The following is a 23,951-nucleotide window of genomic DNA, read 5'->3' on the forward strand; positions in this document are numbered from 1 at the left end:
ACCCACCACGGGCGAGCCGCGGGAGCCGGACCCGCTCGGTCACAGCAGCTTCAGCTCTCGGGCCCGGCGCACGGCGTCACCCCGGCGGTTGACCGCGAGCTTGCGGTAGGCGCTCTTGAGATGGGTCTTGACCGTGTTGACGGAGACATAGAGATCGGCGGCGATCTCCTCCGTCGACATCATCAGGGCCAGCCTGCGCAGCACATCGCGTTCACGTCCGCTCAGCTCCTCCACGACGGGCGCCGGCGGGCCGTCGGGCGGCGGTACGCCGGGGGTCGGCCGGTCCGCGGCCGGTCCCCGCGGTGCGGCGGCGCCGAGGAAGGGGCGGATCCACGGTCCGGCCTCGATGAAGGGGCGGCGCAGCCCGTCGCGCTGTGCCTCGCGCAGCGCCCGGGCGACGAGCCTGCACGCGGCGGCCGCGTCCCCCGCCTCGTGCGCCGCCTGTGCCCTCAGCAGCGTGGCCCGGACGGTCACGGCGGGGCCGCAGCGGCCCTCGGCACGCACACCGTCGAGCAGGTCGACCGCCGCCTGTGGCCGGCCCGCGGCGAGCTCCGCGCGCGCGGCCCCCACCGCCCAGGCGGGCTGCTCGTCGGACAGCGCCCGCAGCACCTCGACGGCCGTCTCCGGTCGTCCTTCGGCCAGATGCGCGGCGGACACGACGAGCGCCGTCTGTTCCTCCGCCCACGGAGAGACCACGGCGGCCGGAACGGCCTGTTCCGCCACGGCGAGCGCGGCCCGGGTGTCGCCGCGGGCCAGCCGTAGCCGGGCGGCGGCGATGGCCCGGCCCGCGTCCAGGACCGGGTCCCGCCAGGCGGGGTGCGACTCCACGGCCTCGTCGGCCTCGTCGAGGAGGGTCTGAGCCCGCCCCAGGTCGTTGCGGTCGACGGCGACGGCGGCCAGGACCAGCCGCCCCATGCCGGAGGCGGACGGCTGGGTCAGGCCGTACTGCTCCGTCCCGGTCAGCGCGGCCCGCGCCTTGCGTTCCGCCCGGCCGGGCCAGCCGTTCAGGTAGTCGATCAGCGCCAGCCGGCCCAGCGAGTCCTCGCGGGCGAGCGCCGTCGAGGCCCCTTCCGGGGCGCCGGTCACCTTCGTCAGGGCGGCGCACGCGTCCTCGAACCGTCCGGCCCACAGCCGTGCCGAGCCCAGATGGGCCAGCAGGAGGGCGATGAGTTCGGGATGCCTGTCCAGCAGCTGGGCGGGGACCTGGTCGCGCAGCGACTCGGCCGCCGCCGCGGCCGTCTCCGCCCGGCCCGGCGCACCGGTGAGCCGGGCGGCCAGCGCCTCGAGCAGGGCGCAGCTCAACCGGGCCGCGACCAGGCCGGCTGCCTCGCCCTCCGGGCTCCACTCGGCCGCCCGGGTCCGTCCCGCCGTCAGACCCGGTTCGGCCGTCAGACCCTGTTCCGCGTGCCGCAGATGGGCCAGACCGTGGTCGAGATCGCGCCGGGACAGCTCACGGGCCGCACGGACCAGATCCGTGGCCGGGCCTCTGGCCTCCGGTCCCATCCGGGAGAACAGTTCGGCGAGTTCGTCGGAGCGCAGGCCGGTGAAGAGCCGGCCGATGGCGAGGTCGTCGACCAGGGCGCCCGCGGTGAACTCCCAGTCGCCCGCGGCCGCGCCGTGGCCCAGTGTCTCGGCGAGGGACCCCGAGCCCCGCAGCCAGTGCGCCGCCCGCTGGTGCAGCGCGGGCTCCAGGCCCGGCGAACGCACCCGCAGATGGGCCCGGAGGATCTCCCCGAACAGCGGGTGGAGCCGGTACCGGTCCTGCCCGAGGTGCTCGACGAACGCGTTCTCACGACACAGTCCGACGAGGATGGGCTCGGCGTCGGCGCGCCCGGTCAGCGCGTTCACCAGCTCGGGACAGAACCGGTCGAGGACGCTGACCCGCAGCAGCAGGTCCTGTGTCTCGGGGGGCTGCCGTCGGAGCACCTCGGCCAGCAGAAAGTCGGCGACGGTGCTGCGGTCGGCCTCGAACTCCTTGAGATACCTCTCCGGGTCCGGGCTCTCCCGCGCGGCGAGGGCACACAGCCGCAGGCCGGCGGCCCAGCCCCGGGTGCGTTCCACCAGCCCCTGCGTCGCGTGCGCCGGCAGCCGCAGCCCGTGCAGCTCCAGCAGCTCGGTCGCCTCCTCGGGGGTGAAGGCGAGTTCCGCGCCCCGGATCTCCGTCAGTCGGCCGGCCGCCCGGTACCGGTGCAGCGGCAGCAGCGGCTCGGTGCGGGTGACGAGGATCAGGCGCAGACCGTCGCCCGCGTGGTGCACGACGAACTCCAGCTGCTCCGCGATCTCGGGGTCGGTCACCCGGTCGTACTCGTCCAGCACCACGATCACCGGCCGGTCCCGGGCGCTCAGCTCGGCGGCGAGCCGCGCGGGCAGCGTGGGCGGCACGCGGGACGCGTCCGCCGGGCAGCCGATCCCGTCGGGCAGGGACACCCCGGCGGAGCGCAGTGCCTGGAGCAGGTACGCCCAGAGCATGCCCGGCCCCTGGCCCGCCGCGTCGGTGGTGAGCCAGGCGACGGGCCGCTCGCGCTCCGCGGCCCAGTCGGCGACGAGCAGCGTCTTGCCGGCGCCCGCCGCTCCGTTGACCATGGTCAGCGGAGTCTCCAGCGCCTGGTCGAGATGTCTCACCAGGCGCTCACGCCGCAGGAACGTCACCGGCCGGGCCGGCGCGACGAACCGCGTACGCAGAAACGGATCCCCCTGAGGGTCTCCGACACCAGCCATGGCGCTCACCGCCCTGGTCGTCAGATCATGCGCGGCGCACGCTTCCAGGATCCCAGTGATCCGCTCCGGGCGCGCTGCGAGCCCGTGCCGGCCCGCCCCGGAAAGCAGGCCAGGACTCCCGGATTGGCCTTGGCCGACGGCTCCACCGGCCCCCTAGCGTCACCGTCATGCAGATTCGTATCGTCGACGCCTTCACCGACCGCCCCTTCGCCGGCAACCCGGCCGGGGTCCTGCTCCTGGACGCCTTCCCGGACGACGACCGGCTCCAGAACGTGGCCCTGGAGGTCAACCACGCCGAGACGGCGTTCGCCCACCCGCTCCCGCCGGGCGGCGCGGCGGACTGGGCCCTGCGCTGGTTCACCCCGGTCGCCGAGGTCGACATGTGCGGTCACGCCACGCTCGCCACGGCCCACGTCCTGCACACGACCGGCGCCCACACGGGCCCGGTGCGCTTCACCACCCGCAGCGGCGTCCTGGTCGCCACGCCCGCCGCGGACGGCTCGATCACCCTGGACTTCCCGACCGCCCCGCTGACGAGGGTCGAGATCCCGGCCGGCGTCGCCGAGGCGCTGGGCGCCGAGCCGCTCGGCTGCTTCGACACCGGCCCCCAGGTCGGGGACCTGCTGGTGGAGCTCGCCGACGAGAAGGCCGTCCACGCCCTGCGGCCGGACCACAAGGCCCTGGCCGCCTGCTCCCGCCGCGGTGTCATCGCCACCGCCCGCGCCGAGAACCCGGACCTGGGCCATGACTTCGTCTCCCGCTGCTTCTTCCCGAACATCGGCATCGACGAGGACCCGGTGACGGGCAGCGCCCACACTGCCCTGGCCCCCTACTGGTCCGAGCGGCTCGGCCGCACCGCCCTGACCGGGCTGCAGGCCTCACCCCGCGGCGGCCGCGTCCGCACCGAGTTCCGCGGCGACCGCACCCTGCTGAGCGGCCGCGCGGTCACCGTCATCGAGGGCGAACTGCTCGTCTAGGACAGACAGGACAGACAGGACAGACAGGAAGGGCGCGAAGGGCGCGAAGGGCAGGAAGGGCAGGAAGGAGCGGAACCGGGGTGGCTACGGCGTGGGCAGCCACCCCACCTTCCCCGCCAGCAGCGCGTACCCGACGAAGGCCCCGATGTCGAGCAGGGAGTGCGCCACCACCAGCGGTCCCACCCGGCCCCAGCGCCGGTAGAGGTAGACGAACACCACGCCCATCACCATGTTGCCGATGAAGCCGCCGATGCCCTGGTACAGGTGGTACGAGCCGCGCAGCACGGAACTGGCGACCAGCGCGCTGCCCGGCGACCAGCCCAACTGGCCCAGCCTGCGCAGCAGATAGCCGACGACGATGACCTCTTCGAGGATCGCGTTCTGCATCGCGGACATGATCAGCACCGGGTACTTCCACCACACGTCCGGCAGCGCCTCGGGCACCACCGTGAGGTTGAAGCCGAGGCCGCGTGCCGCCAGGTAGAAGGCGATGCCGCTGCTGCCGATCACCGCCGCGATCGCCGCCCCGCGGCCGAGGTCCGGCCAGGGGCGGGTGCGGTCGAAGCCGAGGGTCCGCAGCCCCTTCCCCTCGCGCATCAGGAAGTGCGCGACGAGGGCGACGGGGACGAGCGCCGTGGCGATGCCGAAGAGCTGCCAGGCGAGATCGAGCCATGGGCGGCCCGGCGCGGCCGAGGCGTTGAGGGTCGCCGCCTGGTCCTTCAAGCCTCCCGGTTTGGTCACCGATCCGACAAAACTGATCAGGGCGGACACACCGCTCGCACCGAGCGAAAGCCCCAGAACGAGCAGCGTCTCGTCCCGCAGGATCCGCCGCGGGGGCCGATCCTGCGGAAACGAATCAGCCACCGACCCCGTCTCCACCTGCACACTTGCCTCCAGTTGCATAAAACCGCCGCATACCCACCCCGGTCTCGCTAGGGTCTCGAAAGAAGTTACGAAGATCGTGCGTGACAGACCGTCGGGGGGACGGGCGCCGTACGGGGCGTACCTCCCCTTCGCATGCCGCACGGCGGAAATCCGCCACGGGAGTCGACCGGGAGGGGCACCACCGTCATGGGACGTCACAGCTTGCCCGATGAACGCGGGGCGGGCGGCAGCGACCCCCGTCCTCGCATACGCCGTCGCACGGTGGCCCTCGCCACCGCCCTGGTCCTCACGGTCGCCGGGGGCGCGACGGCGGCCGTGCAGAGCGGTCTGCTCTCCTTCGGCTCGTCCTGCCACGACCACCCGGTGCGGCTGGCCGTGGCCGCGTCCCCCGATCTGGCCCCGGCGCTCACGGCCGCGGCGAAGCAGGCCGAGGACAGCGACCTGACCTCCGACGGACAGTGCCTCGCGATCACCGTCACGGCACGTGAGTCGGCCAAGGTCGCCGACACACTGGCGGCGGGCAAGGACGCGGCGGCGCAGGTGTGGGTGGCGGACTCCGACCTGTGGGTGCAGCGGATCACCGCCGACAGCAAGGCGACCCAGGTGACCCCGGTGGGCAACGTGGCCTCCACGCCCGTCACGGTGGCGATGGTCCCGACGGCGGCGAAGTCGCTGGGCTGGCCGAAGAAGACGTATGCGTGGCCGGAGCTGGCCGCCGCCACCCTCGAGGGCAGCCCTCTGCGGCTGGGCGCGGCCGACCCGGCGCGCAGCGCGACCGGTCTGCTCGCGCTGACCCAGGTCGGCGCGGCCACGGCCGGCTCGCAGGAGGGCGCCACCCAGACCGCGGCCCTGATGAAGGCGCTGTCCCAGCGCACCTCGGACACCGACGCCCAGGTCCTCGACACGCTGCCGCGCGACACCTCGGGCGCCGAGCAGGGCAACCCGAAGCGCAATCAGGCGGTCGTGGTCACCGAGCAGGCCTCGTTCACGTACAACGCCTCGGCGGACGCGGGCACCGGCCTCGACCTGTTCTACCCGAAGGACGGCTCGCCCCGGCTGGACTACCCGTACACGCTGGTCGACAAGACCCGGCTGAGCACCGACGAGAGCCGGGCGGCGCTCCGGTTCATGACCTATCTGCGCCGCCCCGAGCAGCAGAAGATCCTCCAGCGACACGGCTTCCGGACGTCCGACTACGACGTCCCGCAGACGGTCGTGACCGCGGCCGGCGGCAGCAGCCCGCAGCCGTTCTCCGAGCCGGCCGCCCGGCCCGCCGCGGACACGGCGGTCGAGGAGACCCTGGGGGCGTGGACGATCACGGTGCAGAGCGCCCGCCTCACCACGGTCGTCGACACCTCCTCGTCCATGTCGGAGCAGGTCCCCGGCACGGGACGCTCACGGATGGACGTCACCAAGGCCTCGCTGCTCCAGGCCCTTTCCACCTTCACGCCGGAGGACGAGATCGGGCTGTGGGAGTTCTCCACCAAGCTGGACGGGGACAAGGACTACCGCGTCCTGGTGCCCACCGAGCCGCTCGGCGCGGCCGCGGGCGGCGGCACGCAGCGCGACCGGCTGTCGTCCGCCTTCGGCGGTCTCGCCCCGGTCCCGAACGGCGCGACCGGCCTGTACGACACCGCTCTCGCCGCGTACCGGGAGGCCACCGCCTCCTACGTCCAGGGCAAGTTCAACGCGCTGGTCATCCTCACCGACGGCGTCAACCAGGACCCGGGCAGCATCTCGCGGACCACCCTGCTCGCCGAACTCCAGAAACTGGCGAGCCCCCGGCGTCCCGTCCCCCTCATCATGATCGCGGTCGGCCCGGACGCGGACCGTGACGAGGCGGACCAGATCGCCAAGGCGACAGGCGGCTCGGGCCAGTCGGTCACCGACCCCTCCCAGATCCACACGGTGATCCTCAAAGCGATCGTGGCGGCGGCGACGCAGAGCTCATGAACCCGGCGCCCTCACCGCATCGGCACCGGCTCAGGCAGCCCCACCGGCCAGGTGTGCACCGGCTCCCCCAGATGCATCAGCTCCGCGTACCGCCGCGTGGTGGCCGCCAGCGCGACGTCCCGCGAGAGCCCCGCGTCCAGCGCCCGGTGGAACGTCGCGACCTGCCAGGTCGCCCCGTTGGCCCGTCGCCGGCAGCGCTCCTCGATGACCCCGAGATACAGATCGCGGTCGGCGGGCTCCACCCCCCACCCGTCGAGCCCGGCCTCGGCCAGCGGCAGCAGTTCGTCCCGGACGAGACTCACCGCGTCCACCTCGACCACGCCCCCGAGCCGCCCCCGGCGCGGCCACTGCAGCCGCGCGTCGATGCCGTACCGGCACGCCGCGTCGAAGTTGGCGGCGGCCGCCTCGAACGGCAGCCGGGACCACACCGGCCGGGGCTCCGCGGCCAGGGACCGGACGACGCCGTAGTAGAAGGCCGCGTTGGCGATCACGTCGGTCACGGTCGGCCCGGCGGGCAGGACGCGGTTCTCCACGCGCAGATGCGGAACGCCGTCGGCGATGCCGTAGACGGGCCGGTTCCAGCGGTAGACCGTGCCGTTGTGCAGGACCAGTTCGGCGAGCGAGGGAACCCCGCCCGCGTCCAGCACCTCCAGCGGCTCCTCCGCGTCGCAGATCGGCAGCAGCGGCGGGAAGAAGCGCAGGTTCTCCTCGAACAGCTCGAACGCCGAGCTGATCCAGCGCTCCCCGAACCAGGTCCGCGGCCGCACGCCCTGTGCCTGGAGCTCCGGCGGCCGGGTGTCGGTGGCCTGCTGGAACAGCGGGGGCCGCGACTCCCGCCACAGCTCATGGCCGAACAGGAACGGCGAGTTGGCGCCGACGGCGATCTGCGCGGCGGTGACGGCCTGTGCCGCGTTCCACACCCCGGCGAACCGGTCGGGCGTGACCTGCAGATGCAGCTGCACGGAGGTGCAGGCCGCCTCGGGCACGATCGACTTCGAGGTGCACGACAGTCGCTCCACCCCTTCGATCTCGAGGACGAAGTCCTCGCCGCGGGCGGCCACGATCTGACCGTTGAGCAGGGTGTAGCGGTCGACGTCGGAAAGATTGGACGTCACCAGGTCGTCCCGGTCGAGAGTCGGCAGAATACCGATCATCACGATTCCGGCATCGACCTCGCCCGCCTTTCGATGGGCATATGCCAGTGACGTACGGAGTTCCTCCGCGAGCCGATCGAAAACCCGACCGCCCAATCGGTGTGGGGCTATGTTGACTTCCAGGTTGAACATGGCGAGTTCTGTTTGGAAATCGCGGCTCGCGATTCTTTCCAGAACTTGACCGTTCAGCATTTTCGGCAGACCGTCGGCGCCCGCGAGATTCAGCTCGATCTCGAGCCCCATGAGGTTCTTGGGGCGGTCGAAGCGCTTCTGGGCCAGGAGTCGCTCGAGCCCCGTCAGACACCGCCGGAGCTTTTCCCGGTAGTGCTGACGATCGGACAGGTCGAACGCGCCTGCCACGACCTTCTCCCCCATCGAAGCGTCCCTCCTCGCATGGGCGGACCGGCGATCTCGGCCGCCGGACGTCCGGGTCAGGTCCGGGTCAGGGGGAATGATGCCCAACCCGGCCGATCGATAACGTCCCCCGTCGGGCACGGCGCCCGCTACGCTGACCGAAAGCCGTCGGAGGTGACCGGTGGCACATTCACCGGGCATGCGGCCGGGCGTCTTTTCCGGAACTCGGCAACTCGTGAAAAACTCCGACGAGAATGGGCCGACCGCTACGCGCGCATAACCCGAGGTCACCGCCGCGCGGCCCACGCTGAATCGGGATGATTCACACGTATCGCCGACCGAATGAACCCTTGCCGAGTGTCCCGCGATCGACTAGACGAAACACAGTCTGAACACGTGTCGTATAAACTCCGCGAACAAGGCAGAGAAGGTTGGCGCCCACGATCGAAGGAGCCTGTCGTCGAGATGACGGCAGGCCGCTCGCGCACCCGGGCATCCCCAGACCGGCCGCTACCTCTCCGACCCCCGAGAGTTGGCTGACAGCGCCGTCCGCCCACGCCCTCGCGCCACCGTGCCTGTCGAATGAGAGGCGACCCACCATGCCTTTGCTGGTCCCCCCGGCTCCCGCGCCCGCACTTCGCTCCGTCCTCACGGCACTCGGTTCCCCCACCGCCGTCCGCGAGGCTCGCACGCCGTCTCTGCGCACCGCCCAGGGAGACGCCACCCCCGAACTCCCGCTGCCCCTGCACGTCCTGGACGGAATCACCCCGGAAGGCGCGGCCGAGACCCGGCTGGCCGGCTGGCGCTTCCTGATCCGCTGCGGCGACCGCGCCGTGGCGGCGGCCGAGACCCGGCTCACCGCGGACGGCTGGGCGTTCTCGCACTTCTTCGAGGGCCCCTACATCGCCTCCACCGAACGCGCCCTGCGCCAGGCCGAGTCGGCCACCCAGCCGTACCAGGCGCGCCTGCTGTCGGTGCCCGGCCTCTACATGCTCACGCTCTGGCTGCACGGCGACAGTTCCTCGGACGGCACCACGGGCCACCCCGCCCCGACCGACCTGCTGGTGCCGCTGGCCCCGGCGCCGCCCGGGATCGCCGCCCATCGCGCGCACCGGGTGGCCGAGTTGCTGCCGGTGCTGACCCTCCGGACGACACCCGCGCCGCCCCCGCTGCTCGGCTCGCCCGCCTGATCCACCCGACCCCGTACCCCGTACCCCGTCACCGCGGCCCCGGCGACGGGGTACGGCGCTGTCGACCGACGGGACTTCCGCCCGCGTCGGGCCCGGACTAGCCCTATCCGACCACCAGGAACCACCCGAAGTGACAGTGCGGTTGAGATGAACCGCCCGCCCGGGTGACGCGTCATGAACCTGTGAGAGGCGGTGCCGCGAAATGGCTGCGGATCGACCTCCGTGGGGCAACACTGGTTCCGAACGACTTATCACAACGGGGGGCGGCCATGAACGACGTTTCACGCCGCGGGACAGACACCACGACCACCTCACACTCACACGACACGCAAGAGCGGAAGTTCCCATCCATGTGCCAACACCAGCCACCGTGCCCGACAGCGACTTCGGCCGACCGGGAGTCCGCCCGCCTCACGGCGCACCACCCGGAGCAGGGCTGGAGCCTGCTGTGCAACGGCGTCCTGCTCTTCGAGGACACCGGTGAGCTCCTGCCGGACGGCCAGGTCATCGCCCCTCACCGGGTCGTGAGCGCCGCCTGAGCACCACCCGGACGGCGCGGGACCGCCGTCCGGAGACATGAGGGGCCGGCCGCAGACATCTCACTGCGAACCGGCCCCGACGCGTGTCCGGGGCCGCTCACTCCCCGTAGTCCCGCGATCTCTGCGCGATGCGTCCGCCGGCAATGCCTTCCCACGGCAGCGTGTCTTCCGGAAGACTCCTGGAAGTTTCGGCGCGGCGTCCGGAACGCGGCGACGGAGGTGGGGAAGTGACAGCGAAGGATGCGGCGCCCGTATCGCGGGGCAGGGTCACGATCACGGAGATCGCCCGCCAGGCCGGCGTCTCGGTGCCGACCGTGTCCCGGGTGGTCAACGGCCGCTCCGACGTCTCCCCGTCGACCCGGGCCCGGGTCGAGGACCTGCTGCGACTGCACGGCTACCGCAAGCGCCCCGCCGCCTCCCCCGCCCGCGCCTCCCTCCTCGACCTGGTCTTCAACGACCTGGACAGTCCCTGGGCGGTGGAGATCATCCGAGGTGTCGAGGAGGTCGCGCACGCGGCCGGCGTGGGCACGGTGGTGTCGGCGATCCACGGCCGCTCCGGCGACGCCCGCGAGTGGATGCGCAACCTGCGCTCCCGCGCCTCCGACGGCGTCATCCTGGTCACCTCGGCCCTGGAACCCACCCTGCACGAGCAGTTGCGCATCCTGGGCGTCCCCCTGGTCGTCGTCGACCCGATGGGCTCCCCCGCCGCCGACACCCCGACCATCGGCGCCGCCAACTGGGCGGGCGGCCTCGCGGCCACCGAGCATCTGCTGGCGCTGGGCCACCGCAGGATCGGCCTGATCGCCGGCCCGCCCCGGCTGCTGTGCTCCCGCGCCCGCTTCGACGGCTACCGGGCCGCCCTGGAGGCGGCCGGTCTCGGCGTCGACGAGACCCTCGTCGTCCCCGGTGACTTCCACCCCGAGTCGGGCTTCACCGGCTGCACCGCCCTCCTCGACCTGCCCGACCCCCCGACCGCGGTGTTCGCCGCCAGCGACCAGATGGCGCTCGGCGCGATCGAGGCGCTGCGCCGGCGGGGCCTGCGGACGCCGGAGGACATGAGCGTGGTCGGTTTCGACGACCTTCCGGAAGTCCGCTGGTCGGCCCCGCCCCTGACCACCGTCCGCCAGCCCCTGGCCGAGATGGGCAAACTCGCCGTCCGCACGGTCCTGAGCCTGGCCCGCGGCGAGCGCCCCGACTCGCCACGGGTCGAACTGGGCACGGAGTTGGTGGTCCGCGCCAGCACGGCGCCACCCCGCGGATCCGGCGGCCTCTAACCGAGCGCGTCCCGGATGGCCTGGTACGCCGGCTTCGGCACGAGCTGTTCGTCCCAGGGCAGCGCGGCGCCCTGGCCGGGGAAGAACGCCGGGATCCACGAGTACTTGTCGGTGTAGTCCCAGACGGTGATGCCGACGCACCGCCGCACCGCGAGGCACGCCTCGGTCATGTCCCGGTACCAGTCGGCCTGTTGGGCCAGCTTCTCGTCGGTCGCGGGCAGCAGCATCCGTACGTCGACCTCGGTGAGCGCGGTGTCCAGGCCGAGCCGGGCGAAGCGGCGGAGGTTGTCCTCCAGGGTCGTCGGATAGCCGTACTGCAGGGCGAGATGGGCCTGCAGGCCGATGCCGTCGAGCGGAACGCCCTGCGCCTTCAGTTCCTTGGCGAGCGCGTGGTAGGCGTCGCTCTTCGGGCCGACGGCCTCGATGTTGTAGTCGTTGAGGTACAGCTTGGCCTTCGGGTCGGCCTGGTGGGCCCAGCGCAGGGCGTCGGCGATGTAGCCCGGGCCGAGCGTTCTGTAGAAGATCGTCTCGCGGTAGGTGCCGTCCTCGTTGAACGCCTCGTTGACGACGTCCCAGGCGTAGACCTTGCCCCGGTAGTGGCGCACCTCGGTCTGGACGTGGTTCTTCAGGACGGCGCGCAGCTCGTCCGCCGTCCACTCCCTGCCGGTCAGCCACCCGGGCAGCTGGCTGTGCCAGACGAGCGTGTGGGCGCGGACCTTCTGGTGATTGGCCCGTGCAAGGTTCACGATCTCGTCGCCGGCCGTCCAGTCGAACACGCCCTGCTGCGGCTCGGTGGCGTACCACTTCATGCCGTTGCCGGGGGTGATCATGTCGAACTCGTCGCCGAGGATCTTCGTGTAGGCGGTGTCGGTGAGTTCGGGGTTGTCGGTGGCGCTGCCGAAGTAGCGGCCGTGGCGCTGCGCGAGGTCGGCGAGGGTCGTCCGCGGCTTTCCGTGCGACGGTTCCTCGTGCGCCTGCGCGGCCGGTCCGCCGACGACCCCGGCGGCGACGAGGACGGCGGCGAGGGCCCCGGCGAGTCTGAGCCGGGTGCGGGAGCTGATGGGCATGGTGCGACTCCTCACGTGCGGGTGGGTGTGGGTGAGCCGTGTCGTACGGGTCCGCGGGCGCGCGTCATCCCTTCGTGGCGCCGGCGGCGAGACCGCCGACGAGCTGGCGCTCGGCGACGGAGTAGAAGGCCAGGGCGGGAACCATGGCGAGGACCAGATAGGCGAACACGCGCGCGTACTCCGCGGAGTACTGCCCCTGGAACTGCTGGACGCCGATCGGGATCGTCCACCAGGTGGGCTCGTTGAAGACCAGCAGCGGCAGGAAGAAGTTGTTCCAGCTGCCGACCACGGCGAGCACGGAGACCGTGCCGAGGGCGGGCCGGGCCATGGGCAGCAGGATCCGCCAGAAGAAGCCGAGGGGACCGCAGCCGTCGAGCGTGGCCGCCTCCTCCAGCTCGGCCGGGATCTCCCGGAAGAAACCGCGCAGGATGACGATGGTCACCGGCAGCCCGAACGCGGCCTGCGGCAGGATCACGCCCAGCGGGTTGTCCAGCAGACCCAGGGAACGCAGCAGCAGGAACAGGGGCAGCGCCGCCACCGCGAAGGGGAACATCAGCCCCATGGTGAACAGGGTGAACAGCATCTCCCGCCCGCGGAACGCGAACCGGGCGAAGGAGAACGCGGCGAGCGCGGACACCGCGACGACCACCACGGTCGTCCCGACGGCGATGAGGGTGCTGCTGCCGACCAGCCGCCAGAACGAACCGGAGCCGAGGATGTCGGTGTAGTTGGAGGTGACCCAGGGGTCGGGCAGCCCGATGGGGTTGCGGGAGAGCTGGTCGGTGGACTTGAAGCCGGACAGCACGGCATAGCCGAGTGGTACGGCCATCACCGCGCCGACGACGGCGAGGACGAGGTGCAGCGGCAGGGTCCGGCCGGTCCTGCGGGCGGTCTCACGGGCGGCGCTCCGGCCGGTCTCGCGGGTTTTCACGCGCCGCCTCCTCGCATGGTCGTGGTGGCGCCCTGCAGGTCGCGGCGGAGCACGAACCGCTGGTAGGCGAGGGCGAAGACGAGGCTGATCCCGAACATGGCCACGCTGATCGCGCTGGCGTAGCCGACCTGGTAGCGCTTGAAGCCGTACTGGAACATGGTCACGGCCATCGTCTCGGAGTGGTGGTCGGGCCCGCCCGCGGTGACGACCCACACCAGGTCGAAGAGCTGGATCGAGCCGATGACCGACAGGAACACGCTGATCCGCAGGGTCGGCGCGAGCAGCGGCAGGGTGATGTTGCGGAACCGCTGCCAGGGTCCGGCGCCGTCGATCAGCGCCGCCTCGGTCAGCTCGGCCGGTATGGACTGGAGTCCGGCCAGGTAGAGCATCATGTGGAAGCCGAAGTACTTCCACGTCATGACCAGGAACAGGGTGGCCATGACGGTGGAGGGATCCGCGAACCACTCCCCGCCCGCCCCGTCCAGGCCGACCGCGCCCAGGACCTGGTCGGCGAGGCCGTCGTCCGGGGCGAAGATCATGCTGAACAACACGCCGGTGATCGCCTCGGAGAGGATGTACGGCGCGAAGAACAGCATCCGGTACACCGCCCGGCCGCGGATGCGCTGGTTGAGCGCGACCGCGAGGGCGAGCGCGAACGGCAGTTGCAGGACCAGCGAGAGCCCGACCAGGACCAGGCAGCGCCACAGGTCGCCGAGGAACACCGGGTCCTGGAAGAGCCGGGTGAAGTTGTCGCCGCCGATGTAGTCCTCGGGCATGCCGAAGCCGCCCCAGCGGAAGAACGCGGCGTACAGCGCGAACAGCATCGGCAGCAGCACGAGCGTGCCGAACAGCACCAGCGCGGGCGCCTGGAAGCCGACGGCGGTGAGCCAGTGCAGCGCCCGGCGGCGCGCCCGCCCCCGGCCCCGGTCCACGGCCGGGGGCGGCAGGTCGACGTCCGGGCCGCTGCGCTTGTCCGGGAGGAAGGTGGAGGTCATCGCCGGCTACTGCTCTTCCTTCGCGACCTTGGTGATCGACTCGGTGACCTGCTGGGGCGACTTGGAGCCGGCGATGAGGGCGGCGACGCTGTCGTTGACCTCCTGGCCGAGGGCGGGCGCGTACGCCTGGTCGAGGTAGAGCTGGAACCCGGTGGCGGCCTTCAGCTGGGCCTGGACGGCCTTGATGTTGGGGTCGGTGATCGCGCTCTCGGCGGCCGGGACGACGGGCAGCACCCCGGTCTTCTTGACCAGTTCGGTGTCCGTGGCGGCCGAGGCGAAGAACTTCAGGAAGTCGACGGCCGCCTGTGGGGCGCCCTTGCGCAGGGCGTGTCCGCCGCCCCCGCCGAACACCTCGGTGATCACGCCCTTGCCGCCCTCGACCGCCGGGAACGGGAAGAAGCCGAGATCCGCGCCGAGCCCCTTGCCCGCGTCGGCCTCCACCACGGGTGCCCACTGGCCCATGAGCTCCATCGCCGCCTTGCCGTTGCCGACGGCGGCGGCCTGACCGGTCGGGCTGGAGTAGGCGGCGCCGAGGAATCCCTTCTGGAACGGCTGCAGGTCGACCAGGTCCTGAAGGTGCTGCCCGGCCTGGACGAACCCGTCCCCGGTGAAGTCCTTGTCGTCCCCCGCCTTCCCCAGCGCGTCGATGCCGGCGGTGCGCATCGCGAGATAGGCCCAGTAGTACATGCCGGGCCACTTCTCCTTGCCGGCCAGGGCGAGCGGGGTGACGCCGGCGGCCTTCAGCTTGCGTACGGCGTCGAGGAAGCCGCTCCATGTGGTGGGCGGAGCGCTGACACCGGCCTGCTCGAAGAGGGCCTTGTTGTACCAGAACCCGATCATGCCGATGTCGAACGGGACGCCGTACACCTTCTCGTCGAGCAGATAGGGCTCCCGGGCGACCGACAGCAGCCCGTCCCCCCACTCCTGCGTCCTCTCCGTGAGGTCCTCGACGAGGCCTGCGTCGACCTGCTGCTTCAGGACGCCGCCGCCCCAGGTGTGGTAGATGTCGGGGAGCTTCCCGGAGGCGGTCAGCGCCGTCATCTTCGACTTGTAGGCGTCGTTCTCCAGCTGGACGATCTTGATTTTCACCTTGGGGTTCTGGGCCTCGAACTGCTTGGCCAGTCCGGCCCAGACGTCCTTGGTCGGCTGGGTGGTGGAGATGTTCCACCACTCGATGGTGGTCGTCCCCGACGACCCTCCGTCCGAGTCGCCGCCGCACGCGCTCAGTGCCGTCATGCTCAGACCGGCCGCGGCGGAGGCCGCCAGGAAGCCGCGGCGGGAGAGTGCCGGGTCGCCCATCATGCGCTCCTTGGTAGATCGAAAGTTTCGGTCCAGATCCAGAAAGCTTCGCTGCTGCCGCACCCTAGAGACACCCTCCGACGGGTGGCAACCCCTTGAACACAGGGAATCCAGGGGGAAGTTCAAGAAAGGGGCCCCGCCGAGACCTCGGATGACATCGAAACATTCGAATCCGATGGCGAACCTTACGGAGTGGGCGGCAACCAAGAGCCGATGGCCGGAACAGCCCCCCGGATGCGTGACGCTGAGTGTCCGGCCCGTGGTCAGTCTTAACGCAAACTTGACGCCTCCCAGCCCGTCATCCGTGGGCCCAGGCGTCACTCTCCGCTTACGCTGATTCCGCCGTCGGCCGTCCATCGGATGGCCGAATCCGCACGCTGTGCCGCACACGGCACAAGGCATGCGCCACAGCCGCAGCACATGCCACACGAGCCGTACAAGCCGCACATGCAGAGATGCCGCACATCAGGAGCGCTCCGATGGCCACCACCGAGCACCCTCCCCCCAGTCGCCTGCGCGCCTGGATGCTGGAGGGCCTGTCCGACATGGGCAAGGGTCATGGCCGACAGGCGCCCGCCGCCGAGCCGGAGCCCGAGCACCCCGAGCACAAGGGGCAGCGCTGGTACCGGGTCATGTGCCTGACCGGCGTCGACTACTTCTCCACCCTCGGCTACCAGCCGGGCATCGCCGCCCTCGCGGCCGGTCTCCTGTCGCCGATCGCGACCATCGTGCTGGTGATCGTCACCCTGGCCGGCGCCCTGCCGGTCTACCGGCGGGTGGCCGAGGAGAGCCCGCACGGCGAGGGCTCGATCGCGATGCTGGAGCGGCTGCTCTCCTTCTGGAAGGGCAAGCTGTTCGTCCTGACCCTGCTGGGCTTCGCCGCCACCGACTTCCTGATCACCATCACCCTGTCCGCGGCGGACGCCTCGACCCACCTGGTCGAGAACCCGCATCTGGAAAGCGCCCTGCACGACAAGCAGATGATCATCACCCTGGTGCTCGTCGCCCTGCTCGGCGCGGTGTTCCTCAAGGGCTTCCTGGAGGCCATCGGCGTCGCGGTCGCCCTGGTGGTCGCCTACCTCGGCCTGAACGTGGTCGTGGTGACCGTCGGCCTGTGGCACGTGCTCACCGAGGGCCATGTGGTCACCGACTGGTCGAGCGCCCTGACCGCCGAGCACGGCAACGTGTTCGCGATGATCGGCGTCTCCCTGCTGGTCTTCCCCAAGCTGGCCCTGGGCCTGTCCGGCTTCGAGACCGGCGTCGCGGTCATGCCGCATGTCCAGGGCGACTCGGACGACACCGAGGAGAACCCCAAGGGCCGCATCCGGGACACGAAGAAGCTGCTGACGACCGCTGCCCTGATCATGAGCGTCTTCCTGATCGCCACCAGCTTCATCACCACCGTGCTGATCCCGGAGAAGGAGTTCGAGTCCGGCGGCCAGGCCAACGGCCGCGCACTCGCCTTCCTCGCGCACGAGTACCTGGGCAGCGCCTTCGGCACGGTCTACGACGTCTCGACGATCGCCATCCTGTGGTTCGCCGGCGCCTCCGCGATGGCCGGACTGCTCAACCTGATGCCCCGCTATCTCCCCCGCTACGGCATGGCGCCGCACTGGGCCCGCGCCGTCCGCCCGATGGTCATCGTCTTCACGCTCGTCGCCTTCCTGGTCACCTGGATCTTCGACGCCGACGTCGACGCCCAGGGCGGCGCGTACGCCACCGGCGTACTGGTCCTGATCTCCTCGGCGGCCATCGCCGTGACCATCGCCGCCCGCAAGGCCGGCCAGCGCAACTGGACGATCGGCTTCGCCGTCATCTCGGCGGTGTTCCTCTACGTCACCGTCGTGAACGTCATCGAGCGCCCGGACGGTGTGAAGATCGGCGCCTGCTTCATCGCCGGCATCATTCTGGTCTCCCTGCTCTCCCGGCTGGCCCGCGCCTTCGAGCTCCGCGTGACCAGCGTGACCATGGACGACATGGCGGAACGTTTCATCCGTGACATGTCCAGCCGCAAGATACGGTTCATCGCCAACGAGCCCGACCAGCGCGACAAGGCCGAGTACCGCGACAAGATCGAGCAGATCCGCCAGGACAACGACATCCCCGGCGAGGACTTCGTCTTCGTCGAGGTCACCGTCGTGGACCCGTCCGAGTTCGAGTCGGGCCTGACGGTGCGCGGCGCGGTCCTGCACAACCGCTACCGCGTCCTGACCCTGGAGTCCTCCTCCATCTCCAACGCCCTGGCCGCCCTCCTCCTGCACACCCGCGACTCCACCGGCTGCATCCCGCACATCTACTTCGAGTGGACCGAGGGCAACCCCTTCGCCAACTTCCTGCGCTTCTTCCTCTTCGGCCAGGGCGAGGTCGCTCCGGTCACCCGAGAGGTCCTCCGCGAAGCCGAACCGGACCGCACCCGCCGCCCCCGCGTCCACACCGGCTGACACCGCCTCCGGGGCAGAAGCCCGTCCGGCCACCGAACGACCGCCACGGGCGCGCCTCCGTCCGACTGACGATGGGCTGCGCGACGAGCTTCTGCACTGCGACCATCCCGGCCGCCCGGCGGTCGACGCCCAGCTCCGCCGACGCCTGGTGCACACCGACGCACTGGTCCCGTACGGCAGTACGCCGGGGCCTCCACCCACCTGGTCCTGCGCGACACCCACGGGCACCGGCTGGAGCTGGCCCCCAGTGCCTCAGCCCTGCTCCCGGCTCCCCCCGAACAGCCCCCGCCGCCGCGGCCCCGCCACGATCCGCCCGAAGCTCTTGCGCCCGGCAAGCTCCACCCGCAGCACCACCGGAGCGTCCGCCGGACCGGACGGACGGCTCTTGATCTTGACGTAGTCCAGGGCGAGGGAGTCGGTGTCCACCACGATCCCCGGCCGGGTCACCAGCCGCAGCGTGCCGCCCTGCATGTCCAGATCGATGCGGAGGGCGCCGTGCCCGATCACCGCCCGGGTGAAGTCGAGCGTCACATCCCCCCAGGCCGACTCGATCACCAGGTGTCGCGGCACCACCCATCCGTCACCGCGTTCGGCCGAACCGCCCTGCTGCTCGATCCGGACGAGGTCCTTGACCCTGGCCCCCGCCTCCGCCGGCAGATCGGCCGTGAGCACGGCCAGCTCCCCCATGGTCCGCGCCGTCAGGGCCGTCTCCACCCGCTCGTCGAGCTCGGCCGCGGTCAGTCGACCGTCCCCCGCGGCCATGCTCAACACGTCCACGACCCGGTCCCGGTCCGCATGCGAGGCCCGCACCTCAGCCGACATGTCCTTCACCCCGTCCACCCCTGCACGAACTGACGTCATATCGCGTTATACCCAACACGCGCCCCCGCGTCCACCACCGCCCGCCCCGGCCCTATCGTGACCCGCATGCAGAGCTACACAATCGGCCAGGCGGCACGGCTGCTCGGCGTGAGCCCCGACACCGCGCGCCGCTGGGCGGACGCCGGCCGCGTGTCGACCCATCGCGACGACGCCGGACGACGCCTCATCGACGGCAAGGACCTCGCCGCCTTCTCCGTGGAACTCGCCCGCTCGGACAGCGCGGAGGACGACACGCCGTACACCTCGGTCCGCAACGCCTTCCCCGGCATCGTCACCGCGGTCAAACTCGGCGACGTGGCCGCACAGGTCGAGATCCAGGCCGGCCCGCACCGCCTGGTCTCCCTGCTGACCCGGGAAGCCGTCGAGGAACTGGGCCTGGAGGTCGGCATGGAAGCCACGGCCCGAGTGAAGTCGACAAACGTACACATCGACCGAGTCTGATCAACAAGACGCCGAGACTCCCAGACGTCGAGACAGCCGAACGCCGAGACAGCCGAACGGCGAGGAACGCCACGCCCGGACGACGGCGAGGGCGGCACAGCACCCGGCATACCCGACATAAGACGCCCCGAGCCCTACCGTTGACGCTCATGACCCTGAGCATCCGCAACCAACTCCCCGGCACCGTGACCGCCGTCCACCCCGGCGAGGTCATGGCCATCGTCAAGATCCACCTGGCCGGCGGCCAGAACCTCACGGCCGCCATCACCCTGGAGGCCGTCCACCAGCTCGCCCTCGCCGAGGGGACCGCCGTCCGCGCACTGGTGAAGTCGACGGAGGTCTCCCTGGCCACCGGCGCCGTCGACGGTCTCTCGATCCGCAACCAGCTCCCCGGCGCGATCACCGGCCTCACCGTCGGCGGGGTCATGGCCTCGGTCAAGATCACCGTGGCGGGCGGCGAACTCACCGCCGCGATCACCAAGGAGGCGGCCACCGACCTCGGCCTCTTCGTGGGCTCCGACGTCGTCGCCCTGATCAAGGCGACCGAGGTGTCCCTGGCGACGGCGTAGCACGCGCAGGGGCCCCGCCCGCGACGGACAGGGCCCCACGCGCTCGCTGGGTCTCAGCCCTGCTCAGTCCTCGTACGCGTCCAGCGGCGGGCACGAGCAGACCAGGTTCCGGTCGCCGAAGGCCTGGTCGATGCGGCGCACCGGCGGCCAGTACTTGTCCGCGACGGACACCCCGGCCGGGAAGACGGCCTCCTCACGCGTGTACGCGTGCTCCCACTCCCCGCCGAGCACGGCCGCGGTGTGCGGGGCGTGGTGCAGCGGGTTGTCCTCGGCCGGCCAGGCGCCCTCCCCGACCTTCTCGATCTCCGCGCGGATGGCGATCATCGCCTCGCAGAACCGGTCCAGCTCGATGAGGTCCTCGGACTCGGTCGGCTCGATCATCAGCGTCCCGGCCACCGGGAACGACATCGTCGGGGCGTGGAACCCGTAGTCGATGAGCCGCTTGGCGACGTCGTCGACGCTCACGCCGGTCGCCTTCGTCAGCGGCCGCAGGTCGATGATGCACTCGTGCGCGACCAGCCCGCCGGGCCCGTTGTAGAGCACCGGGTAGTGCGGCTCCAGCCGCTTGGCGATGTAGTTGGCGCTCAGCACCGCCACCTGCGTGGCCCGCTTGAGCCCCTCGCCGCCCATGAGCCGCACATAGGCCCAGGAGATCGGCAGGATCCCGGCAGAGCCCCAGGGAGCCGCCGAGATCGGCCCCACACCGGTCTCCGGCCCGGCGGCGGGCTGCAGCGGGTGGTTCGGCAGATACGGCGCCAGGTGCGACCGCACGGCCACCGGTCCGACACCGGGGCCGCCGCCGCCGTGCGGGATGCAGAACGTCTTGTGCAGGTTCAGGTGCGAGACGTCCCCGCCGAAGTGGCCGGGCTTGGCGAGCCCGACGAGCGCGTTGAGGTTGGCGCCGTCGACGTACACCTGCCCGCCGGCCTCGTGCACCTGGGCGCAGATGTCGGCGACGTGCTCCTCGAACACCCCGTGCGTGGACGGGTACGTGATCATCAGCACCGACAGCTCGTCCCGGTGCCGCTCGATCTTCGCCCGCAGGTCCTCGACGTCGATCTCGCCGTCCTCGGCGGTCTTCACGACGACGACCTTCATCCCCGCCATCACCGCACTGGCCGCGTTGGTGCCGTGCGCGGAGGACGGGATGAGGCACACGGTCCGCTGCTCGTCCCCGTTGCCCCGGTGGTAACCGCGGACGGCGAGCAGCCCGGCCAGCTCCCCCTGCGACCCGGCGTTCGGCTGCAGGGACACCTTGTCGTACCCGGTGACCTCGGCGAGCCGCTCCTCCAGCTCACGGATGAGCGTGAGGTAGCCCTGCACCTGCTCGACCGGTGCGAAGGGGTGCAACTGCCCGAACTCGGGCCAGGTGACCGGCTCCATCTCGGTGGTCGCGTTGAGCTTCATGGTGCAGGAGCCCAGCGGGATCATGCCCCGGTCGAGCGCGTAGTCCCGGTCGGCGAGCCTGCGCAGATAGCGCAGCATCGCGGTCTCGGAGCGGTGCTGGTGGAAGACCGGGTGCGCCAGGATCTCGTCGGACCGCAGCAGCGCGGCGGGCAGCGCCTCCTCGGTGGACGCGTCGAGCGACTCGATGTCGCCCTCCACCCCGAAGGCCGCCCAGACCACGGCCACCTGGGCCCGCGCGGTGGTCTCGTCACAGGAGATCGACACCTGGTCGGCGTCGACGAGGTGCAGGTTCACCCCGCGCTCCCGAGCAGCGGCGACGACCTCGGCGGCCTTCGCGGGCACCCGCACGGTCAGCGTGTCGAAGTACGACCCGTGCACGACCTCGACCCCGCCGGCCTCGAGCCCGGCAGCCAGGACCGACGCGTACCGGTGCGTACGTCGGGCGATCGCCCGCAGCCCGTCGGGCCCGTGGTAGACCGCGTACATCCCCGCCATCACGGCCAGCAGCACCTGCGCCGTGCAGATGTTGCTCGTCGCCTTCTCCCGCCGGATGTGCTGCTCACGCGTCTGCAGCGCCAGCCGGTAGGCCTTGTTCCCGTCCGCGTCCACGGACACGCCCACCAGCCGCCCGGGCAGGCTGCGCGCGAACTTCTCGTGGACCGCCATATAGCCGGCGTGCGGCCCGCCGAACCCCATCGGCACACCGAACCGCTGCGTGGTGCCGACCGCGATGTCCGCCCCCAGCTCACCGGGCGACTTCAGCAGCGTCAGCGCGAGCAGATCCGCGGCAACGGTGACGAGCGCGCCGAGCCCGTGCGCCTGCTCGACGATCGCCCCGAGATCGCGTACGGCACCGGAGGCGCCGGGGTACTGCACGAGCACGCCGTTGATCTCACGCTCGGCGATCCCCGCCGGAATGCCCTCGCTCAGGTCGGCGACGACGACCTCCACGCCCGTCGGCTCGGCCCGGGTCTCGATCACGGCGATGGTCTGCGGCAGCACGTCCGCGTCGATGAGGAAGAGGCCCTTCTTGTTCTTCCCCATGCGCCGGGACAGCGCCATCGCCTCGGCGGCGGCCGTGCCCTCGTCGAGCAGCGACGCACCCGAGGTCGGCAGCCCGGTCAGGTCGGCGACCATGGTCTGGAAGTTCAGCAGCGCCTCGAGCCGGCCCTGGGAGATCTCCGGCTGGTACGGGGTGTACGCCGTGTACCAGGCCGGGTTCTCCATGACGTTGCGCAGGATGACGGGCGGTGTGAACGTCCCGTAGTAGCCGAGCCCGATCATCGAGTCGAGGACCTGGTTGCGGTCGGCCAGCGAACGCAGCTCGGCCAGCACCTCGGCCTCGGTGCGCGCGCCCGGCAGGTCCAGCGCGTCGGCGTTCTGGATCACAGCCGGGACCGCGGCGGCGGTGAGCTCGTCGAGCGAGCCGTAGCCGACCTGCGCGAGCATCTTGGCCCGTGCCTCGTGGTCGGGCCCGATGTGACGCTGCTCGAAGGGAATTCCCTGCTCGAGCTCGGAGAGCGGAATGCGATGGGCTGTCATTACGGAGGCCTCCTGGTCTGACACGACCTTCGAGGGTCACCACGGCGCGGGTACCCGGACGACCTCCCCCTCTGTCATCTCGACCTGAGAGCTTCACCGGCCGCCCGAGGGCAACCGGCTTTCACCGTCGGTGAGAGCGGGAGCCGTCGACGCCGTCGACACCCGCTCTGCTTTCCAGAGTGACCTCGTCCGTGCGGTACGTGAGCCTGAGAGATTCCGGGGAGGAGTTGCTCCTTCGGCGCCTCCGATGGTGTCCGGAGGACTCTCCCGCACGGGGTCAGCAGCCGTTGTCAGACTACCAGCGAGGTCAACGCGACCCCCTTCGAGTGGCCGCCCGTCCCGATGTGCTCTTTTGTAGTGCTTACGGATGAGTTGCGACCAAATGGAGGGCCCGTGCAGACCGACATCGATCCGCGCCACCTGATCGGCCGCAAGGCGTTCGACCGCAACGGCACCAAGATCGGCACCGTCGACGAGGTCTACCTCGACGACGCGACCGGCGTGCCCGAGTGGGCGGCCATACGAACCGGCCTGTTCTCCCGCGACGCCTTCGTCCCCCTGGAGCCCAGCGAGCTGGTCGAGGGCACCCTGCACATCCCCTTCGAACGGGCCCTGATCAAGGACGCCCCCGACTTCGGCGTGGGCCGGCACCTCTCCCCGGAGCAGGAACTCCAGCTCTACCACCACTACGGCCTGGACGTGGGCGCCCCTCCCCCGCTCCCCGACCACGACTTCGGCCGGCTCGCCGGCACGGACGAGAGCTGAGCCGCCTCAGGCACAGGCCCGTATCAGCGCCCCGAGTATCCCGGCAGGGTCGTACAGCGGCCGGGCGCCATCCGTGACGACTCTTCGCGTTCCGGCGTCGACCGGATCGGTCCGCGCCCAGCGGGGAGAGCCGACGCCCACCTCGACCTCCAGGCCGGAAGCGGTGGCATACCGCCATTCGGTGACCGGCCCCCATTCCTGGACCCGGATCACCTCCCCCAGGGACAGCTCACGCCCCCACGCCTCGTCGGCGGCGTACCGATCCGGCGCCGTCGACAGCAGCAGGAGGTCGACGTCCGAGTCGGGACGCGCGGCCCCACGCGCGCAGGACCCAACGAGGAGCAACCCGACCACGTCGCTCCGGTTCGCGCACCACCGGGTGACCCGATCCGCCACCTGGCGCATCTCGGCCTCACGCTCCGGCGACACCGCGGCCGGGTCCGCGAACCGACCTCCGTGCAGTTTCATGCAGCTCCCCATCCGCCGTCGGCGCCGCCTCTCCGGACACCGCCACCGCTCCGACCCACCCCATACTTCGAACCGCTTCACTCTGTGTAACTGATCGACC

Annotated in this window: 19 protein-coding genes and 1 riboswitch; of the genes, 9 read left to right on the top strand and 10 right to left on the bottom strand. The window is 71.2% G+C overall.

Annotated elements, in window-relative coordinates:
- Nucleotides 1-39: 39 nt before the first annotated feature.
- Nucleotides 40-2,718 (bottom strand): LuxR C-terminal-related transcriptional regulator, encoded by a 2,679-nt coding sequence (locus ACWD4O_RS28000; RefSeq protein WP_451283894.1) that lies wholly within the window; start codon nt 2,716-2,718, stop codon nt 40-42.
- Nucleotides 2,719-2,885: 167 nt separating this feature from the next.
- Between ACWD4O_RS28000 and ACWD4O_RS28005 the strand changes: the two genes are divergently transcribed.
- Nucleotides 2,886-3,695 carry a PhzF family phenazine biosynthesis protein gene (locus ACWD4O_RS28005; RefSeq protein ID WP_451283896.1) on the top strand — a complete coding sequence of 270 codons (810 nt, stop codon included), beginning with the start codon at nt 2,886-2,888 and terminating at the stop codon, nt 3,693-3,695.
- An 84-nt stretch (nt 3,696-3,779) separates the two neighbouring features.
- On the opposite strand, the gene ACWD4O_RS28010 is transcribed toward ACWD4O_RS28005, so the two are convergent.
- Nucleotides 3,780-4,580, bottom strand: a complete 801-nt coding sequence (locus ACWD4O_RS28010; protein WP_451283898.1) for a CPBP family intramembrane glutamic endopeptidase — start codon at nt 4,578-4,580, stop codon at nt 3,780-3,782.
- Between the two features lie 186 nt (nt 4,581-4,766).
- On the opposite strand from ACWD4O_RS28010, the gene ACWD4O_RS28015 reads away from it, so the two are divergent.
- Nucleotides 4,767-6,533, top strand: coding sequence for a substrate-binding and VWA domain-containing protein (locus ACWD4O_RS28015; protein WP_451283900.1), 1,767 nt, complete (start codon nt 4,767-4,769; stop codon nt 6,531-6,533).
- A gap of 11 nt (nt 6,534-6,544) precedes the next feature.
- Here the strand turns inward: ACWD4O_RS28015 and ACWD4O_RS28020 are convergent, their stop codons facing one another.
- Nucleotides 6,545-8,062 carry a glutamate--cysteine ligase gene (locus ACWD4O_RS28020; RefSeq protein WP_451283902.1) on the bottom strand — a complete coding sequence of 506 codons (1,518 nt, stop codon included), beginning with the start codon at nt 8,060-8,062 and terminating at the stop codon, nt 6,545-6,547.
- A 578-nt stretch (nt 8,063-8,640) separates the two neighbouring features.
- Here ACWD4O_RS28020 and ACWD4O_RS28025 point away from each other — a divergent pair.
- From ACWD4O_RS28025 to ACWD4O_RS28035, 3 genes are all read left to right on the top strand, one after another.
- Nucleotides 8,641-9,231, top strand: coding sequence for a hypothetical protein (locus ACWD4O_RS28025; protein WP_451283903.1), 591 nt, complete (start codon nt 8,641-8,643; stop codon nt 9,229-9,231).
- A 350-nt stretch (nt 9,232-9,581) separates the two neighbouring features.
- Nucleotides 9,582-9,770: a DUF5999 family protein gene (locus tag ACWD4O_RS28030; RefSeq protein ID WP_351916224.1), complete on the top strand. Its 189-nt coding sequence runs from the start codon at nt 9,582-9,584 to the stop codon at nt 9,768-9,770.
- Nucleotides 9,771-9,997: 227 nt separating this feature from the next.
- Nucleotides 9,998-11,044 (top strand): LacI family DNA-binding transcriptional regulator, encoded by a 1,047-nt coding sequence (locus ACWD4O_RS28035; protein ID WP_451283905.1) that lies wholly within the window; start codon nt 9,998-10,000, stop codon nt 11,042-11,044.
- On the opposite strand, the gene ACWD4O_RS28040 is transcribed toward ACWD4O_RS28035, so the two are convergent.
- The 4 genes from ACWD4O_RS28040 to ACWD4O_RS28055 all read right to left on the bottom strand — a co-directional run bounded on the left by ACWD4O_RS28040 (nt 11,041) and on the right by ACWD4O_RS28055 (nt 15,336).
- Nucleotides 11,041-12,111, bottom strand: a complete 1,071-nt coding sequence (locus tag ACWD4O_RS28040) for an endo-1,4-beta-xylanase (protein ID WP_451283907.1) — start codon at nt 12,109-12,111, stop codon at nt 11,041-11,043. The two genes, ACWD4O_RS28035 and ACWD4O_RS28040, sit on opposite strands and share 4 nt — an antisense overlap.
- Nucleotides 12,112-12,175: 64 nt before the next feature.
- A complete protein-coding gene (locus ACWD4O_RS28045) occupies nt 12,176-12,940 on the bottom strand; it encodes a carbohydrate ABC transporter permease (protein WP_450949481.1) in 765 nt (254 codons plus the stop codon).
- A gap of 98 nt (nt 12,941-13,038) precedes the next feature.
- Nucleotides 13,039-14,037: a carbohydrate ABC transporter permease gene (locus ACWD4O_RS28050; protein ID WP_451283909.1), complete on the bottom strand. Its 999-nt coding sequence runs from the start codon at nt 14,035-14,037 to the stop codon at nt 13,039-13,041.
- A 6-nt stretch (nt 14,038-14,043) separates the two neighbouring features.
- Entirely contained in the window at nt 14,044-15,336 is a 1,293-nt protein-coding gene (locus tag ACWD4O_RS28055) for an extracellular solute-binding protein (protein ID WP_451283960.1), read from the bottom strand.
- Nucleotides 15,337-15,815: 479 nt separating this feature from the next.
- On the opposite strand from ACWD4O_RS28055, the gene ACWD4O_RS28060 reads away from it, so the two are divergent.
- Nucleotides 15,816-17,777 (top strand): amino acid transporter, encoded by a 1,962-nt coding sequence (locus ACWD4O_RS28060; RefSeq protein WP_451283911.1) that lies wholly within the window; start codon nt 15,816-15,818, stop codon nt 17,775-17,777.
- Nucleotides 17,778-18,029: 252 nt separating this feature from the next.
- Here ACWD4O_RS28060 and ACWD4O_RS28065 read toward each other — a convergent pair whose 3' ends face one another.
- Nucleotides 18,030-18,599 (bottom strand): DUF1707 SHOCT-like domain-containing protein, encoded by a 570-nt coding sequence (locus tag ACWD4O_RS28065; protein ID WP_451283913.1) that lies wholly within the window; start codon nt 18,597-18,599, stop codon nt 18,030-18,032.
- A 105-nt stretch (nt 18,600-18,704) separates the two neighbouring features.
- Between ACWD4O_RS28065 and ACWD4O_RS28070 the strand changes: the two genes are divergently transcribed.
- Both ACWD4O_RS28070 and ACWD4O_RS28075 read left to right on the top strand, forming a co-directional pair.
- Nucleotides 18,705-19,100 carry a TOBE domain-containing protein gene (locus ACWD4O_RS28070; protein ID WP_358808070.1) on the top strand — a complete coding sequence of 132 codons (396 nt, stop codon included), beginning with the start codon at nt 18,705-18,707 and terminating at the stop codon, nt 19,098-19,100.
- Between the two features lie 149 nt (nt 19,101-19,249).
- Entirely contained in the window at nt 19,250-19,669 is a 420-nt protein-coding gene (locus ACWD4O_RS28075; RefSeq protein WP_451283915.1) for a TOBE domain-containing protein, read from the top strand.
- Nucleotides 19,670-19,732: 63 nt separating this feature from the next.
- Here the strand turns inward: ACWD4O_RS28075 and gcvP are convergent, their stop codons facing one another.
- Nucleotides 19,733-22,618: an aminomethyl-transferring glycine dehydrogenase gene (gene gcvP / locus ACWD4O_RS28080; protein WP_451283917.1), complete on the bottom strand. Its 2,886-nt coding sequence runs from the start codon at nt 22,616-22,618 to the stop codon at nt 19,733-19,735.
- 184 nt (nt 22,619-22,802) lie between these two features.
- A riboswitch (glycine riboswitch) is annotated at nt 22,803-22,898 on the bottom strand.
- A 113-nt stretch (nt 22,899-23,011) separates the two neighbouring features.
- On the opposite strand from gcvP, the gene ACWD4O_RS28085 reads away from it, so the two are divergent.
- On the top strand, nt 23,012-23,383 hold the full coding sequence (locus tag ACWD4O_RS28085) for a PRC-barrel domain-containing protein (RefSeq protein WP_451283919.1): 372 nt from the start codon (nt 23,012-23,014) through the stop codon (nt 23,381-23,383).
- 6 nt (nt 23,384-23,389) lie between these two features.
- On the opposite strand, the gene ACWD4O_RS28090 is transcribed toward ACWD4O_RS28085, so the two are convergent.
- Complete coding sequence (locus ACWD4O_RS28090; protein WP_451283921.1) at nt 23,390-23,851, bottom strand: nucleotidyltransferase domain-containing protein; 462 nt, start codon at nt 23,849-23,851, stop codon at nt 23,390-23,392.
- Nucleotides 23,852-23,951 lie beyond the last annotated feature (100 nt).

It is taken from the genome of Streptomyces sp. NPDC002623 (assembly GCF_053592635.1).